Source organism: Streptococcus sp. HMSC36C04 (assembly GCF_001839535.1).
GTDB lineage: Bacteria > Bacillota > Bacilli > Lactobacillales > Streptococcaceae > Streptococcus > Streptococcus hominis.
Map to the genome: position 1 here is coordinate 59,759 of NZ_KV841581.1, position 14,589 is coordinate 74,347.

The 14,589-nt window shown below is 40.5% G+C and carries 10 protein-coding genes; 6 read left to right on the forward strand and 4 right to left on the reverse strand.

Features of this window, described 5'->3' with window-relative positions; all coding sequences use genetic code 11:
- Together HMPREF3249_RS02040 and dtd are read left to right on the forward strand one after the other, a co-directional pair.
- A partial coding sequence (locus HMPREF3249_RS02040; RefSeq protein WP_070867463.1) for a RelA/SpoT family protein occupies nucleotides 1-1,985 on the forward strand: 1,985 nt, incomplete at its 5' end.
- An 87-nt stretch (nucleotides 1,986-2,072) separates the two neighbouring features.
- Entirely contained in the window at nucleotides 2,073-2,516 is a 444-nt protein-coding gene (gene dtd, locus HMPREF3249_RS02045; RefSeq protein ID WP_003028895.1) for a D-aminoacyl-tRNA deacylase, read from the forward strand.
- Nucleotides 2,517-2,638: 122 nt separating this feature from the next.
- Here dtd and HMPREF3249_RS02050 read toward each other — a convergent pair whose 3' ends face one another.
- The 4 genes from HMPREF3249_RS02050 to HMPREF3249_RS02065 all read right to left on the reverse strand — a co-directional run bounded on the left by HMPREF3249_RS02050 (nucleotide 2,639) and on the right by HMPREF3249_RS02065 (nucleotide 5,977).
- Entirely contained in the window at nucleotides 2,639-3,289 is a 651-nt protein-coding gene (locus tag HMPREF3249_RS02050) for a metal-dependent transcriptional regulator (protein ID WP_049533311.1), read from the reverse strand.
- Nucleotides 3,290-3,443: 154 nt separating this feature from the next.
- Entirely contained in the window at nucleotides 3,444-4,373 is a 930-nt protein-coding gene (locus HMPREF3249_RS02055) for a metal ABC transporter substrate-binding protein (protein WP_059221196.1), read from the reverse strand.
- Between the two features lie 34 nt (nucleotides 4,374-4,407).
- A complete protein-coding gene (locus tag HMPREF3249_RS02060; protein ID WP_022525271.1) occupies nucleotides 4,408-5,256 on the reverse strand; it encodes a metal ABC transporter permease in 849 nt (282 codons plus the stop codon).
- Between the two features lies 1 nt (nucleotide 5,257).
- On the reverse strand, nucleotides 5,258-5,977 hold the full coding sequence (locus HMPREF3249_RS02065; protein WP_003028891.1) for a metal ABC transporter ATP-binding protein: 720 nt from the start codon (nucleotides 5,975-5,977) through the stop codon (nucleotides 5,258-5,260).
- Between the two features lie 176 nt (nucleotides 5,978-6,153).
- Between HMPREF3249_RS02065 and HMPREF3249_RS02070 the strand changes: the two genes are divergently transcribed.
- From HMPREF3249_RS02070 to leuS, 4 genes are all read left to right on the forward strand, one after another.
- Nucleotides 6,154-8,049 (forward strand): M13 family metallopeptidase, encoded by a 1,896-nt coding sequence (locus HMPREF3249_RS02070; protein ID WP_022525269.1) that lies wholly within the window; start codon nucleotides 6,154-6,156, stop codon nucleotides 8,047-8,049.
- A 224-nt stretch (nucleotides 8,050-8,273) separates the two neighbouring features.
- On the forward strand, nucleotides 8,274-10,037 hold the full coding sequence (locus HMPREF3249_RS02075; RefSeq protein WP_059221195.1) for an ABC transporter ATP-binding protein/permease: 1,764 nt from the start codon (nucleotides 8,274-8,276) through the stop codon (nucleotides 10,035-10,037).
- Complete coding sequence (locus tag HMPREF3249_RS02080) at nucleotides 10,027-11,694, forward strand: amino acid ABC transporter ATP-binding/permease protein (protein WP_059221193.1); 1,668 nt, start codon at nucleotides 10,027-10,029, stop codon at nucleotides 11,692-11,694. Before HMPREF3249_RS02075 ends, HMPREF3249_RS02080 begins: the two co-directional genes overlap by 11 nt.
- Nucleotides 11,695-11,897: 203 nt before the next feature.
- Entirely contained in the window at nucleotides 11,898-14,399 is a 2,502-nt protein-coding gene (leuS, locus tag HMPREF3249_RS02085; RefSeq protein ID WP_003039093.1) for a leucine--tRNA ligase, read from the forward strand.
- The last annotated feature ends 190 nt before the right edge of the window (nucleotides 14,400-14,589 follow it).

Below are 14,589 nucleotides of genomic sequence, written 5' to 3' on the forward strand. Positions count from 1 at the left end.
ATGTTGTAGAAGACACAGCTGCAACTTTGGACGATTTGGAAGGCGAATTTGGACATGATGTGCGCGTGATTGTCGATGGTGTGACCAAACTTGGTAAAGTCAAGTATATGTCTCACGAGGAACAGTTGGCTGAAAACCACCGCAAAATGCTAATGGCGATGTCCAAGGATATCCGTGTCATTTTGGTAAAACTAGCAGACCGTTTGCACAATATGAGAACACTTAAGCACCTGCGCAAAGACAAACAGGAACGCATCTCACGCGAAACCATGGAAATTTATGCTCCATTAGCTCATCGTTTGGGGATTTCGAGTGTTAAATGGGAATTGGAAGATTTAGCTTTTCGATATTTGAATCCGACAGAGTTTTATAAGATTTCCCACCTGATGAAGGAAAAGCGTCGGGAACGTGAGGAATTAGTGGACGAAGTGGTTCATAAGATTGAAACCTATGCGTCTGAGCGTAATCTTCATGGGGAAATTTACGGTCGTCCAAAACATATTTATTCCATTTATCGGAAAATGCAGGACAAGAAAAAGCGTTTTGATGAAATTTATGACCTGATTGCTATTCGCTGCATTTTAGATACGCAAAGTGATGTGTATGCCATGCTGGGTTACATTCATGAACTTTGGCGACCAATGCCCGGACGTTTTAAAGATTATATTGCCAATCGTAAAGCGAACGGTTATCAGTCTATCCACACTACCGTTTATGGACCTAAAGGTCCGATTGAGTTTCAAATTCGGACGAAAGAGATGCACGAAGTGGCTGAGTACGGGGTTGCCGCTCACTGGGCTTATAAAAAAGGCATTAAAGGTCAAGTTGATAGCAAAGAATCTGCGATTGGAATGAACTGGATCAAGGAGATGATGGAACTCCAAGACCAATCAAACGATGCGCAAGATTTTGTGGATTCTGTCAAAGAAAATTACCTGGCTGAGGAAATCTATGTTTTCACACCGGACGGAGCTGTCCGCTCGTTGCCAAAAGACTCTGGGCCGATTGATTTTGCATATGAAATCCATACCAAAGTTGGTGAAAAAGCGGTCGGTGCCAAGGTAAATGGTCGCATGGTGCCACTGACTACGAAGTTAAAAACAGGGGATCAGGTCGAGATTATCACCAGTTCCAATTCCTTTGGACCAAGCCGTGACTGGATAAATGTTGTAAAAACAAGCAAGGCACGCAATAAGATTCGTCAATTTTTCAAAAACCAAGATAAGGAATTGTCCATTTCTAAAGGGCGCGAACTTTTACAGGCACAATTCCAAGAACATGGCTATGTAGCCAATAAATACATGGACAAAAAGCACATGGAAGAAGTCCTGCAAAAAACAAGCTACAAAACAGAAGAAGCTCTTTTTGCGGCAATTGGTTTTGGTGAGATTGGTGCGATTTCTATTTTTAATCGTTTGACAGAAAAAGAACGCCGTGAGGAAGAACGCGCTAAAGCGAGAGCTGAAGCAGAAGAGCTTGTCAAGGGCGGCGAAGTGAAACGGGAGAATAAAGAAACGCTGAAAGTCAAGCATGAGGGCGGCGTTATTATCCAAGGTGCGTCGGGGCTTTTGATACGGATTGCCAAATGCTGTAATCCAGTTCCTGGTGACGAGATTGTCGGGTACATTACCAAAGGTCGTGGGGTAGCAATTCACCGTAAGGACTGTATGAATCTGCGGGCGCAGGAAAATTATGAGCAGCGTTTGATTGATGTCGAATGGGAAGAAAATACCTCTACGAAAGAATATACAGCACACATTGATATTTATGGTTTGAATCGAGCAGGTCTTTTGAACGATGTGCTACAAGTCTTGTCCAATACAACCAAAAATATTTCTACTGTCAATGCACAGCCAACGAAGGATATGAAATTTGCAAACATCCATGTTTCTTTCGGAATCGCTAATTTATCTATGCTCACGACAGTTGTAGATAAGATTAAGAGCGTGCCAGAAGTTTATTCTGTCAAACGGACAAACGGCTAAGTGAGGACAACAGAGCGGAAATGTTTTGCTGGAATTGCGTTCTTGTAAATTTACTCACAAAATGTAACAGAAATTAGAAAGTTCAAAATGAAAATAGTGATTCAGCGTGTGAAGCGGGCTTCGGTATCGATTGATAGCAAACTTTACAATCAAATTCAGCAAGGACTGCTGTTGTTAGTCGGTGTTGCCCCAGATGATGATCAAGAAGATGTGGCGTATGCAGCGAGAAAAATTGCCAATATGCGGATTTTTTCAGATGATGAAGACAAGATGAACTTGTCCATTAAAGACGTAAAGGGAGAGATTCTTTCTATTTCTCAATTTACCCTTTACGCAGATACCAAAAAAGGGAATCGTCCTGCATTTACTGGTGCAGCGCAACCAGACTTGGCTAGTCAGTTATATGATGATTTTAACGAATTGCTAAGTCAAGATATACCTGTCAAAACAGGTGTTTTCGCAGCTGATATGCAGGTTGAGTTAGTCAATGACGGACCGGTGACGATTGTGTTAGATACGAAGAATCGTTGAGAAAATGATAAATAAAAACGAGTCTGGACAAAACTGTTCCAGACTTGTTTGCTTTCTAGGATAGAACTCAATACGCATTGAGCAGTCTCTAATGTGTTGATGTTATCAGCTTTGACTTCCTTTTATATTTTTTCCACATAAAGCTGTTGAGCGATAACAGAGTTGACTTGCAGCTCTTTTTCATTGACCTTGAGCGCATACAGTTGAGCGTAAGGATCGTATTGCTCCAGTATCAGCGTATCTCCCAGATGTAAATCGTGTTTTTCCAAATATTTTAATAGTTCAAATTCATCGTGAACTCGTGCTAAACGATAGGTTCCAGCATTTTCGACTTGATCTAAAGTCAATTGGTATTTTTCGACCAATAATTCACCTTTTGCAGGAATGGTTCCGCCGTGGGGACAGGTCTCTGGGTAACCTAGCATTTTTTCTAAGCGCTCGACAAATAATTCTGAAACGGTGTGTTCTAAAACTTCTGCTTCCTCGTGGATTTGATCTGTTGTGGTGTATTGTAGATTGTGTACCAGAAAATATTCAATTAAGCGATGTTTGCGATATAGTTCAGAGACAAGGTGGAGACCAAGCCTGGTCAATAAATAGCCCTTAATCTTATCTTTTATAATTAATTTTTCAGCAATCATCTTTTTAATCATTTCTGTGACAGCAGGGGGAGACACCTGCATTTGGGCCGCGATTTCTTTATTTGTAATTTTTTGAGTATGCGTACCGATCTCATAAATACATTTGAGGTAATCTTCTTTGTTTGGGGTCATGTTGTCCTTTTACTCCTTATCTTACTAGTATATCAAAAATAACTTAAGAATACAGCCGATAACCGCTTGTTTCAGAGAATGTAAGGCTTATTATTCAAGAAGAATTTTAAGTAAAAAGGAACTGGCAATCAATTCCGGCTCCTTTTTCCATTTCTTATTTACTAAGACCTTCTGAAATCTTATCTAAGTTCCATTTCATCATGTCATAGTAGCTATCGCCTTTTTCTCCTTTTTCGGCGACTGAGTCAGTGAAAATTTTAGCATAAATTGGAATCTTTGTATCTTTTGAAACGGTCTTCATTGGACGTTCATCGACACTACTTTCGACAAAGAGTGAAGGGACTTTTGTTTTACGAAGTTTTTCAACTAGTGTTTTGATTTGGTCTGGAGTTCCTTCTTCTTCGGTGTTGATTTCCCAAATGTAAGCAGAAGGCACGCCGTAGGCTTTAGAGAAGTATTTGAAGCAACCTTCGCTGGTAACAATCATTTTCTTTTCAGCAGGAATGTTGTTGAATTTTGCTTTTGCTTCCTTGTCTAATTTTTCTAATTTTGCAGTATAAGCTTTCAGATTCTTTTCATAAGTTTCTTTGTTTTTAGGATCTTTTTCAATCAAACGTTTTGCAATGTTTTTAGCATAAATAATTCCGTTTTCAAGATTGAGCCAAGCGTGTGGGTCTTCTTTTCCTTTTTCGCTTTGACCTTCAAGATAAATGACCTCAACACCGTCACTTACAGCATAGTAATCTTTGTTTTCAGTCTTTTTCGCATTTTTAACTAATTTTGTAAACCAAGCATTTCCGCCGGTTTCCAAATTGATACCATTGTAGAAAGTCAAATCAGCTTTTGATGTTTTTTTCACATCTTCTGGTAATGGTTCATATTCGTGTGGGTCTTTTCCGACTGGAACAATGCTGTGCAGATTGATTTTATCACCAGCGATATTTTTTGTAATATCAGCAATGATCGAGTTGGTAGCAACAACATTCAATTTTGAATTCTTAGTAGATGTTCCTTTCTGACCAGCGCAGGCAAAGAGTCCTACGACAGCCAAAAACAGAACGGCGACAAAACCTAATTTTTTCATATAAGGTTCTCCTTTGATAAATTTAATACTAACTTTATTTTAGCTTGGGTTTGTTTTTAAGTTTGTTAAATCGTTGTTTTGGAGCGATAAAGAAACTAATGGCAAAGATAATGGCGGATGTCAGTACAATGCTTGAGCCAGCCGCAACATTAAAGGTATAGCCAATGAAAAGTCCTAAGACAGATGCAATTGCCCCCAAGCTAGAAGACAAGATAATCATCGTTTTAAGACTGTTAGCGTAAAGATAAGCAGTAGCAGCAGGTGTAATCAGCATAGCAACAATCAAAATTGTTCCCACGCTTTGCATAGCTGTAACTGCAACCAGCGTCAAGAGAATCATTAAGAGATAATGATAAAGATTGACTGGCATCCCCATCGCTTTTGCCAGAAGTGGATCGAAAGATGTAATCAATAATTCTTTGAAGAATAGTCCAATAATAATTAGAACAGCGATTCCGACACCGATTGTAATCCACATATCAATATCTTGCACAGCTAAGATATTTCCAAAAAGAATATGGAAAAGGTCGGTTGAACTATTAGCAACTCCAATCAAAATGACTCCAAGAGCTAAAAAGGAACTAAAAGTTATTCCAATGGCAGTATCACTTTTGATAATTGAATTTCCTTTAATATAAGTAATAATGACCGAAGCTAAAAGTCCAAAAACAATGGCTCCGATAAAGAAGTTGATTCCTAAAATAAAGGAGAGCGCAACTCCCGGCAAGACCGCGTGTGAAATGGCATCGCCCATCAAAGACATGCCTCTTAGGATAATGAAGCAACCAACTGCTCCAGCAACAATCCCGATGACAATGGCTGTAATCAGCGCATTTTGTAGAAAATGGAAATTTTGTAGTCCATCAATAAATTCTGAAAACATATTAAAGACCTCCATTCACAAAAAGCTGAGAGCCATAGGCTTTTTTCAAGTTTTCTTCTGTGAAAGTTGATGAAGTTTCTCCAATGGCAATGAGTTCTTTATTCAAAATTAAAACTTGATCAAAGTAATGTGGGACTTTTCCTAAGTCATGGTGAACAATGAGAATCGTTTTTCCTTGTTCTTTTAGACTGCGTAGCGTTGTCATGATGATTTCTTCACTGATTGAATCAATCCCAACGAATGGTTCATCCAGAAAGATACAGTCAGCTTCTTGTACTAGACAGCGCGCAATCAAGATCCGTTGAAATTGCCCTCCTGACAATTGGCTGATTTGGCGTTCAGCATAATCCTCTAAGCCGACGATGCGTAACGCATTTGTCACCTTGTCCCAGTCTGTGCTTGTTAGTCTGTGGAAGAGTTTCACTTTTGGATACAGTCCAAGAGACACACACTCTTTCACTTTGATAGGGAAGTTGTAGTCAATGTGAACTTTTTGTTCCACATAAGCTACATGGCTAAGTACCTTTGAGAATTCTTTATCATCAAGATAAGTTTGTCCAACATGATCAATGATGCCCAACATTCCTTTTAAAAGGGTTGATTTACCAGCTCCGTTGGGACCAATAACTCCCATGATAGTTGGGCCTTGGATTTCCAAAGAAATCTGATTGAGAGCAAGCGTTTCCTGATAAGAGACACTTAAATTTTCGATACGTATCATTTTTATGCACCCCTACCTTTAATATACCTTAAAATAAAAATTAAGTCAAGTTAATTTTTAGAATTTTTAAGAAAAATCAGAAGCAAGGTTTGCCAGAAAACTCCCTTTTGATAAAAGTTTGATTATTCAGAACTTTTTTGATAGGATTAAGGTAAAACAATGAAAGCGAGAACAAGATGACACGTTTACAAGATGATTTTTTTGATTATGTTAATGGTGAATGGGAAAAAACAGCAGTTATTCCTGATGATAAACCTATGACAGGTGGATTTATGGATTTGGATCAAGATATTGAAAAATTGATGCTGGCTACAACTGATAAATGGTTAGCAGGTCAAGATGTACCGGATGATTCAATCTTGCAAAATTTTGTGAAATACCACCGTTTGGTAGCAGATTTTGACGGACGGGAACAAGCAGGAGTTGCTCCGGCAATGCCGCTGGTAGAAGAATATAAAGCGCTTGGCTCTTTTAAGGAATTTGCAGATAAGATTGCTGAATATGAAATGGCTGGAAAGCCAAATTTCTTTACTTTTGATGTTGCTCCAGACTTTATGAATGCGCAAATGAATGTTCTCTGGGCTGATGCACCTGGAATCATTTTGCCAGATACAACCTACTATGAAGAAGGAAATAAAAAAGGTAAGGAATTGCTGGCAATCTGGCGGAAAATGCAGGAAGAACTGCTGCCTAAATTTGGCTTTTCGAAAGAAGAAACAAAAGATATTTTAGATAAATATCTGGAATTGGATGCTAAATTAGCCAAGTATGTCCTGTCAAATGAAGAAAGCTCAGAATATGTGAAATTATATCATCCTTATGATTGGGCAGATTTCACGAAGCTAGCTCCAGAGTTGCCACTTAATGCGATTTTTACAGAGATTTTGGGACAAATTCCAGACAAGGTGATTGTTCCGCAAGAGCGCTTCTGGAAAGAGTTTGCGGCGGAATATTATTCAGAAAAGAATTGGGCTGCTATCCATGCAGGATTGAAATTGTTTGCGGCTGGAGCGTGGACTTCTTTACTCACTGAAGAAATTCGTGTCCTTTCAGGGGCCTATGCACGCGCTATCTCAGGTGTCCCAGAACCCCGTCCAAAAGAAAAGGCAGCTTACCAGCTAGCGCAAGGTCCGTATAACCAAGCCCTTGGTCTTTGGTATGCGGGAGAAAAATTCTCACCTGAAGCAAAAGCAGATGTAGAGCACAAAGTTGCTGCTATGATTGATGTTTATAAGTCGCGTCTGGAAACGGCGGATTGGCTCGCTAAGGAAACACGTGACAAAGCGATTGTTAAGCTCAATGTCATCACACCGCATATCGGCTATCCAGAGAAATTGCCAGAAACCTATGAGAAAAAAGTGATTGATGAGAATTTGAGCTTAGTTGAGAATGCTCGAAACTTAGCAAAAATTTCTATTGCGCATACATGGAGCAAGTGGAACAAGGAAGTGGATCGCAGTGAATGGCACATGCCAGCTCATATGGTCAATGCATATTATGACCCACAGCAAAATCAAATTGTGTTCCCAGCAGCTATTCTCCAAGCGCCATTTTATGATTTACATCAATCTTCATCAGCCAACTATGGCGGCATCGGTGCGGTGATTGCTCATGAAATTTCTCATGCCTTTGACTCAAATGGAGCTTCATTTGACGAACACGGAAGTTTGAACAATTGGTGGAAGCCAGAAGATTACGAGGCCTTCCAAGCACGTACTCAAAAGGTGATTGAGCAATTTGACGGACAGGATTCTTACGGTGCTAAAGTCAATGGGAAACTAACTGTTTCAGAAAATATTGCAGACCTTGGTGGTATTGCGGCAGCGCTGGAAGCCGCTAAGAAAGAAGCAGATTTCTCTGCAGAAGAGTTCTTTACGAATTTTGCTCGTATCTGGCGCATGAAAGCTCGTCCAGAATACATGCAAATGCTAGCCAGCGTGGACGTGCATGCTCCCGGAAAACTCCGGACAAATATTCAATTGCCAAACTTTGATGATTTCTTTACGACTTTTGATGTTAAAGAAGGTGATGGCATGTGGCGCAAACCAGAAGAACGCGTGATTATTTGGTAATGGTATCACTTTACTCAAAACCAGTTGGAATGGTCAGCTGGTTTTTTGTATGTTTAGCGTAGAGAGGCTGGCTAATTGATTTGTCTTATGAATAAATTTCACAAGGAAGGAAAGTTTTCATGGACTGCACAAATTAAAAAAACTGAAAATTTAATTTATTTCTCTGCTTGGGAGTGTTATAATGAATAAATATAGGATAGAATGAAGAACGTGAGGAGAAAGTGATGACAGAAGAGCAAGAAAAAATATCACGAGGCAGAAAGAAAGAGCTGATTGCTCGTTTGAAAGAACTGATCCAGCCTAAAATGAAACTGATTTATCTATCGGCTTTTTTAGCTTGGCTTCAATTCATCATGCGGATTTTGAGCTTTGCATTGATAGCAAAAGTTTTGTCGGATTTATATGAGGGAATACCATTGAATTTTTTGTCGGTTCTTTTTTGGCTGTTTTTCTTTTCTTGTTTAGGTTTTGCGCTTTCGCTTCTGGCGAAAAATTTTCAAGGAGTAGCTTCGCAGTTTGCTCGCAACAAACTAAAAGCAGCATTTTTTCAGGCTTTCGTAGATAAAGACGGAGAATTTCAGGATAGTAAGACGGCTGCAGATGTTTTGACGGTAGCGTCACAAGGAATTGACAGTTTGGATACGTATTATTCTTATTATCTCCCCTTAAATCTACGAACGTATTTGAATTGCTTGACAGTGTTGGTGATTGTGTTTTTTCTGTTCCCTACTGGCGGTTTGATTTTTATTCTTTCGCTGCCTTTGATTCCTATGTCTATCATTCTCATGCAGAAGCGTTCGCGCAGGATTATGAATCGTTACTGGGCTTCTTATATGGATGTTGGCGATCTCTTTTTAGATGATCTTCAGGGGCTGAACACTCTTTATTCTTATCAGGCAGATGCAAAATATGAAAAGGAATTTGCAGCGCAGGCAGAGGATTTCCGTGATGCAACTATGGAACTTCTAGGATTTCAGCTGCAGTCAGTTGGCTACATGGATGCAGTCATGTACTTGGGGATTGGCGTGTCAGGATTCGTTGCAGCTTCCATGTTACAAGCAGGGCACTTATCACTGTTTGCTATGATTTGCTTTGTTTTCATTGCAACTGAGTTTTTCACGCCGATTCGTGAAGCCGGTTATGGAATGCATTTAGTTATGATGAATACCAAAATGGCCGATCGAATTTTTGGGTTTTTGGATTCGATTGAAAAAGAAGCAAAAGAGGAACAGCAGGAATTGCCTCCTTTTAGTGAATTGACAGTTAGTGGCTTAGATTTTGCTTTTGCGGATAGAAAATTATTTGAAAATCTAAGCTTTAAAATGAAACGTGGACAAATCTTAGCCATTGCAGGAGAAAGTGGTCGTGGGAAAACGACGTTAGCCAAGCTGTTGTTGGGGAAACGGCAGGCGGATAGAGGCTCCATTTTCTTAGGAGAAAAAGAAATCAAAAGCTTATCCAAATCAACCATTTATCAGGAAGTTATGTATGTGTCAGCAAATAGTGTTCTTTTAAACGCATCCATTCTTGAGAATTTACAGTTGACAGTAGATTGGTCGCGGGTTGAATTAGAGGACTGGATGGCTGAAAAAGGTGTTTTAGCATTTGTAAGAGATCTGCCTCAAGGTCTTGATACTCTTGTGGGGGAAAACGGCAGTCAATTGTCACCGGGGCAACGCCAGCAGATCATTTGTGTGCGAGCTATCTTGGCCAAGCGTTCGCTCTATCTGTTTGATGAAGTGACGTCCAGTGTAGATAAAGACAATGAAGTGGCTATCTATGATTTGCTAAATTTGGTAGCGCAAAACGCACTTGTCATTGAGATTACCCATAAGATGAAACAAGTCGTTAAAGCAAGTCGAGTTCTCTTTATAGGAAAAGAAAAAACGGTTTTGGGAACACCGGCAGAAGTCTATGAACAGAGTGAAGAATACCGCCAATTGGCAAATACCCAGCAAGAATTGGAGGAATTAACGCATGGAAACTAAAAAACGTTACACAACTCGTGTTATCCTCAGCAGACTTTTTCAGGTGATGAACCATTTGCTCCCTTTTATCGCTCTAGCGGTTTTCTTTGCGGTACTTGGCTTTGTCACAACGGTGACAATTCCAACTCTTGTGATTGTATTAGGTTTTCATGCTTTGAATGGTCAGCAGCCTGCTTGGTGGAGTCTGATTTTACTGATTGGACTAGCCCTGGCTCGGGGCGCCTTTCGTTATGGCGAGCATTATTTCGGGCATTTTGTTGCCTTCCATTCTCTGGCAGATTTACGTAAGCTCATTTTTGCGAAGCTACGCCGTTTGGCACCAGCAAAGTTGGATCGTCAGGACAGCGGCAAATTGCTCAAGATGATTGGTGAAGATATTGAAGCGCTGGAAATCTTTTTTGCACATACGATAGCTCCTATTTGTACAGGGTTCTTGACAGCTCTTTTGATGGGAATGTATTTTGCATATTTCTCGTTTTGGTTTGCTTTAGTGACTTTAATGACTTATGGGATTTTAGCTATTATTTTACCGAGAATGTTTGCTCTCGGTTTACAAGATATTTTGCAGAAGCAAAATCAGGAACGCTCGAATTATGTTTCTTTTTTCTTGGAAAGTCTGAAAGCGATGGGCGATTTGTCTCAATTTGGCAAGAGTCACGAACGATTTGCAGAATTGACGGGCAGAAGTCAGACTGTGAACCAGTTGGAAAGACAGGTTACCCAGAAACAATATCTACAGCAAACGGTAACCTTTTTGGTGGTGGGACTGTCTCTTACAAGCGTTGCTCTTTTGGCATTCTATCAAGTGGAAAATCATCAGTTATCTTGGCAGGAAGCGGTTCTCGTTTTAGTTGCTTTTTCTAGCTCTTTTGCTCCTTTTTTAGAATTAGGACGCCTGCCTTTAGGATTTAAACGTGCTATGAATGCTGGTCGTACTGTTTTTGCTCTCTTAGATGAGGTAGAGCCCGTCCAAACTGGTCAGGAAATAGCTGTCACTTTAGACGATATTCTGATTGAGAATATGGATTTTGCTTACGACAATCGTCAGCAAAAGCTGTTTAATAATTTCTCTGCACATTTTGAAAAAGGGAAGATTATTGGCTTGATTGGTAAGAGTGGTAGTGGTAAATCAACCCTGATGAAGCTCATTATGCGTTGGTATGACAGCAATGCTGGTTCAGTCTTTCTTACTGGTGTAAACTCCAGAGAAGCTAATCGTCAGCATTTGCAGGCTTCCTTTGCTTATGTACCACAGATAGCTCAGCTTTTTCATCAATCTTTGAGAGAAAATCTCTTACTGGGGAGAAACGACATTAGTGATGAAAGTATCTGGAAGTTGGCAGAAAGATGCCGACTAAAAGAGTGCCTAGAAAGATTGCCGAATGGTTTGGATACAATTATTGACGGTGAACGTGACTTTTCAGCTGGAGAAAGACAGCGTTTAGAGCTTATGCGGGCACTCTTGAAAAAGGCGGATTGTTATATCTTTGATGAGCTGACTAGCAATCTTGATTCGCTCAACGAAGCGGCGTTTCTATCTATTGTAAAAGAAGAATGCCAAGGAATGATTTTTATGATTTCACACCGTACGTCAACAGTGGCATTTGCAGGTGAAATCTATGAATTGGACGCATCGCGGTTAAAGCGACTGCAATAAAAAGGGTAGAATAAATGCTAGGCTTCATATTTGAGGATTTTCCATTTAGCTATGGAGTTAAAACTTCTCAATAAAATGAGCTAGAAAACAAATCCAGTTAGTAAAGTATTCTTTTTTGATTATGTTTCCTCTTTCCCTAATTATGCCTTTTAAAATCGCCTAAAAATGGTATAATAATAACATCACAAAATTGGAGTGAATCAATGACTTTTTATAATCACAAATCAATTGAAAAAAAATGGCAACATTATTGGGCTGAAAATCATACCTTCAAGACAGGAACAGATGCTGACAAACCAAACTTTTATGCGCTGGATATGTTTCCTTACCCATCTGGAGCAGGTCTGCACGTAGGACACCCAGAAGGCTACACGGCGACTGATATTCTCAGCCGTTTCAAACGTGCTCAAGGTTACAACGTTCTTCACCCAATGGGCTGGGATGCTTTTGGGCTTCCTGCTGAGCAATACGCGATGGACACAGGAAATGACCCAGCTGAGTTTACGGCAGAAAATATTGCCAATTTCAAACGCCAAATCAATGCACTGGGCTTCTCTTATGACTGGGACCGTGAAGTGAATACAACGGATCCTAACTACTACAAATGGACTCAGTGGATTTTCACAAAATTATACGAAAAAGGCTTGGCATACGAAGCCGAAGTGCCAGTTAACTGGGTTGAAGAACTAGGTACAGCCATCGCCAACGAAGAAGTCCTTCCTGACGGGACATCTGAACGTGGTGGCTACCCAGTTGTCCGCAAACCCATGCGCCAATGGATGCTGAAAATCACAGCTTATGCTGAACGTCTGCTGGAAGATTTAGAAGACCTTGATTGGCCAGAGTCTATCAAGGACATGCAACGTAACTGGATTGGTAAATCAACTGGTGCCAATGTTACCTTTAAAATTAAGGGTACTGACAAAGATTTCACCGTATTTACAACTCGTCCAGATACATTATTTGGTGCGACTTACGCTGTTTTAGCGCCTGAGCACCCACTTGTTGAAGCTATTACAACACCAGAACAAGCGCAAGCAGTTGCTGACTACAAACATCAAGCAAGCCTTAAATCTGACCTTGCTCGTACGGACCTTGCTAAAGAAAAAACAGGTGTTTGGACTGGTAGCTATGCCATTAACCCAGTAAATGGTAAAGAAATGCCAATCTGGATTGCTGATTATGTTCTTGTAAGCTACGGTACTGGTGCTATCATGGCGGTTCCTGCTCACGATACACGTGACTGGGAATTCGCAAAACGATTCGGGTTGGAAATCATTCCAGTTCTTGAAGGCGGAAATGTTGAAGAAGCAGCTTACACAGAAGACGGACTTCATATCAATTCTGGTTTCCTAGACGGTCTTGATAAAGCGCAAGCTATTGACAAAATGGTTGAATGGCTTGAAGCAGAAGGCGTTGGTAACAAGAAAGTGACTTACCGCTTGCGTGACTGGCTCTTCTCACGTCAACGTTATTGGGGTGAACCAATCCCAATCATCCATTGGGAAGACGGCACAACAACAGCTGTTCCAGAAGAGCAATTACCACTTGTATTGCCAGTAACCAAAGATATCAAACCTTCCGGTACAGGGGAATCCCCACTTGCTAACTTGACCGATTGGCTGGAAGTGACCCGTGAAGACGGGGTGAAGGGCCGCCGTGAAACCAATACTATGCCTCAATGGGCTGGTTCCAGCTGGTATTATCTGCGCTATATTGATCCACACAACGATGAAAAATTAGCAGATGAGGAATTGCTCAAGGCTTGGTTACCAGTTGATATTTACATCGGTGGTGCAGAACACGCTGTGCTTCACCTTCTTTACGCTCGTTTCTGGCATAAATTCCTTTATGATTTAGGTATCGTTCCAACCAAGGAACCATTCCAAAAGCTCTTTAACCAAGGGATGATTTTGGGAACAAGCTATCGTGACAGCAGAGGAGCTCTGATTGCCAGTGATAAAGTTGAAAAACGTGATGGCTCCTTCTTTAACATCGAAACCGGTGAAGAGCTGGAGCAAGCTCCGGCGAAGATGTCTAAATCACTTAAAAACGTTGTGAACCCTGATGATGTAGTTGACCGTTATGGTGCGGATACGCTGCGCGTGTACGAAATGTTCATGGGACCGCTTGATGCGTCAATCGCTTGGTCTGAAGAGGGTCTTGAAGGCTCGCGTAAATTCCTCGACCGCGTTTACCGCTTGCTGACTAGCAAGGAAATTGTGGCAGAAAACAGTGGTGCGCTTGATAAAGTCTACAACCAGACAGTCAAAGCTGTAACTGAGCAGATTGAAGAACTCAAGTTCAATACAGCCATTGCCCAGCTCATGGTCTTTGTTAATAGCGCCAACAAGGAAGACCGTCTCTATGTGGAATATGCAAAAGGCTTGATCCAACTCCTAGCTCCATTTGCACCGCACTTGGCAGAAGAACTCTGGCAAGGATTGACACAATCAGGCGAGTCTATTTCATACGTTCTTTGGCCAACCTGGGATGAAGCAAAACTCGTTGAAGACGAGATTGAAATTGTTCTCCAAATCAAGGGCAAAGTTCGTGCGAAACTCGTTGTAGCAAAAGATTCCAGCCGTGAAGAACTTGAAAAACTTGCTCTTGCCAACGAAAAAATCAAGTCAGAAATCGCTGGCAAAGAAATCATCAAGGTGATTGTAGTCCCTAACAAACTTGTTAATATTGTTGTTAAGTAATAGGTTCTGTTAGCCGTAACCCCAACCTTCAATAGCTTCTCAGGCTATTGAAGTCACCTAAATTGGCGAATATTGTTGCGAAATAAAAGAAAAATGAGGATTCTGATAACATTTGGAATCCTTTTTTGCTACCTTAAACTAAAAAAGCTTAAACTTAAAAACAAGAAAAATAAAAAAAGATGAAAAAAGG

Bases quoted from the DNA above. Each gene is read 5' to 3' on its own strand.
- HMPREF3249_RS02080 (WP_059221193.1), top strand. From the start codon at position 10,027: ATGGAAACTAAAAAACGTTACACAACTCGTGTTATCCTCAGCAGACTT.
- HMPREF3249_RS02060 (WP_022525271.1), bottom strand. From the start codon at position 5,256: ATGTTTTCAGAATTTATTGATGGACTACAAAATTTCCATTTTCTACAA.
- HMPREF3249_RS02075 (WP_059221195.1), top strand. From the start codon at position 8,274: ATGACAGAAGAGCAAGAAAAAATATCACGAGGCAGAAAGAAAGAGCTG.
- HMPREF3249_RS02070 (WP_022525269.1), top strand. From the start codon at position 6,154: ATGACACGTTTACAAGATGATTTTTTTGATTATGTTAATGGTGAATGG.
- HMPREF3249_RS02055 (WP_059221196.1), bottom strand. From the start codon at position 4,373: ATGAAAAAATTAGGTTTTGTCGCCGTTCTGTTTTTGGCTGTCGTAGGA.
- dtd (WP_003028895.1), top strand. From the start codon at position 2,073: ATGAAAATAGTGATTCAGCGTGTGAAGCGGGCTTCGGTATCGATTGAT.
- HMPREF3249_RS02050 (WP_049533311.1), bottom strand. From the start codon at position 3,289: ATGACCCCAAACAAAGAAGATTACCTCAAATGTATTTATGAGATCGGT.
- HMPREF3249_RS02065 (WP_003028891.1), bottom strand. From the start codon at position 5,977: ATGATACGTATCGAAAATTTAAGTGTCTCTTATCAGGAAACGCTTGCT.
- leuS (WP_003039093.1), top strand. From the start codon at position 11,898: ATGACTTTTTATAATCACAAATCAATTGAAAAAAAATGGCAACATTAT.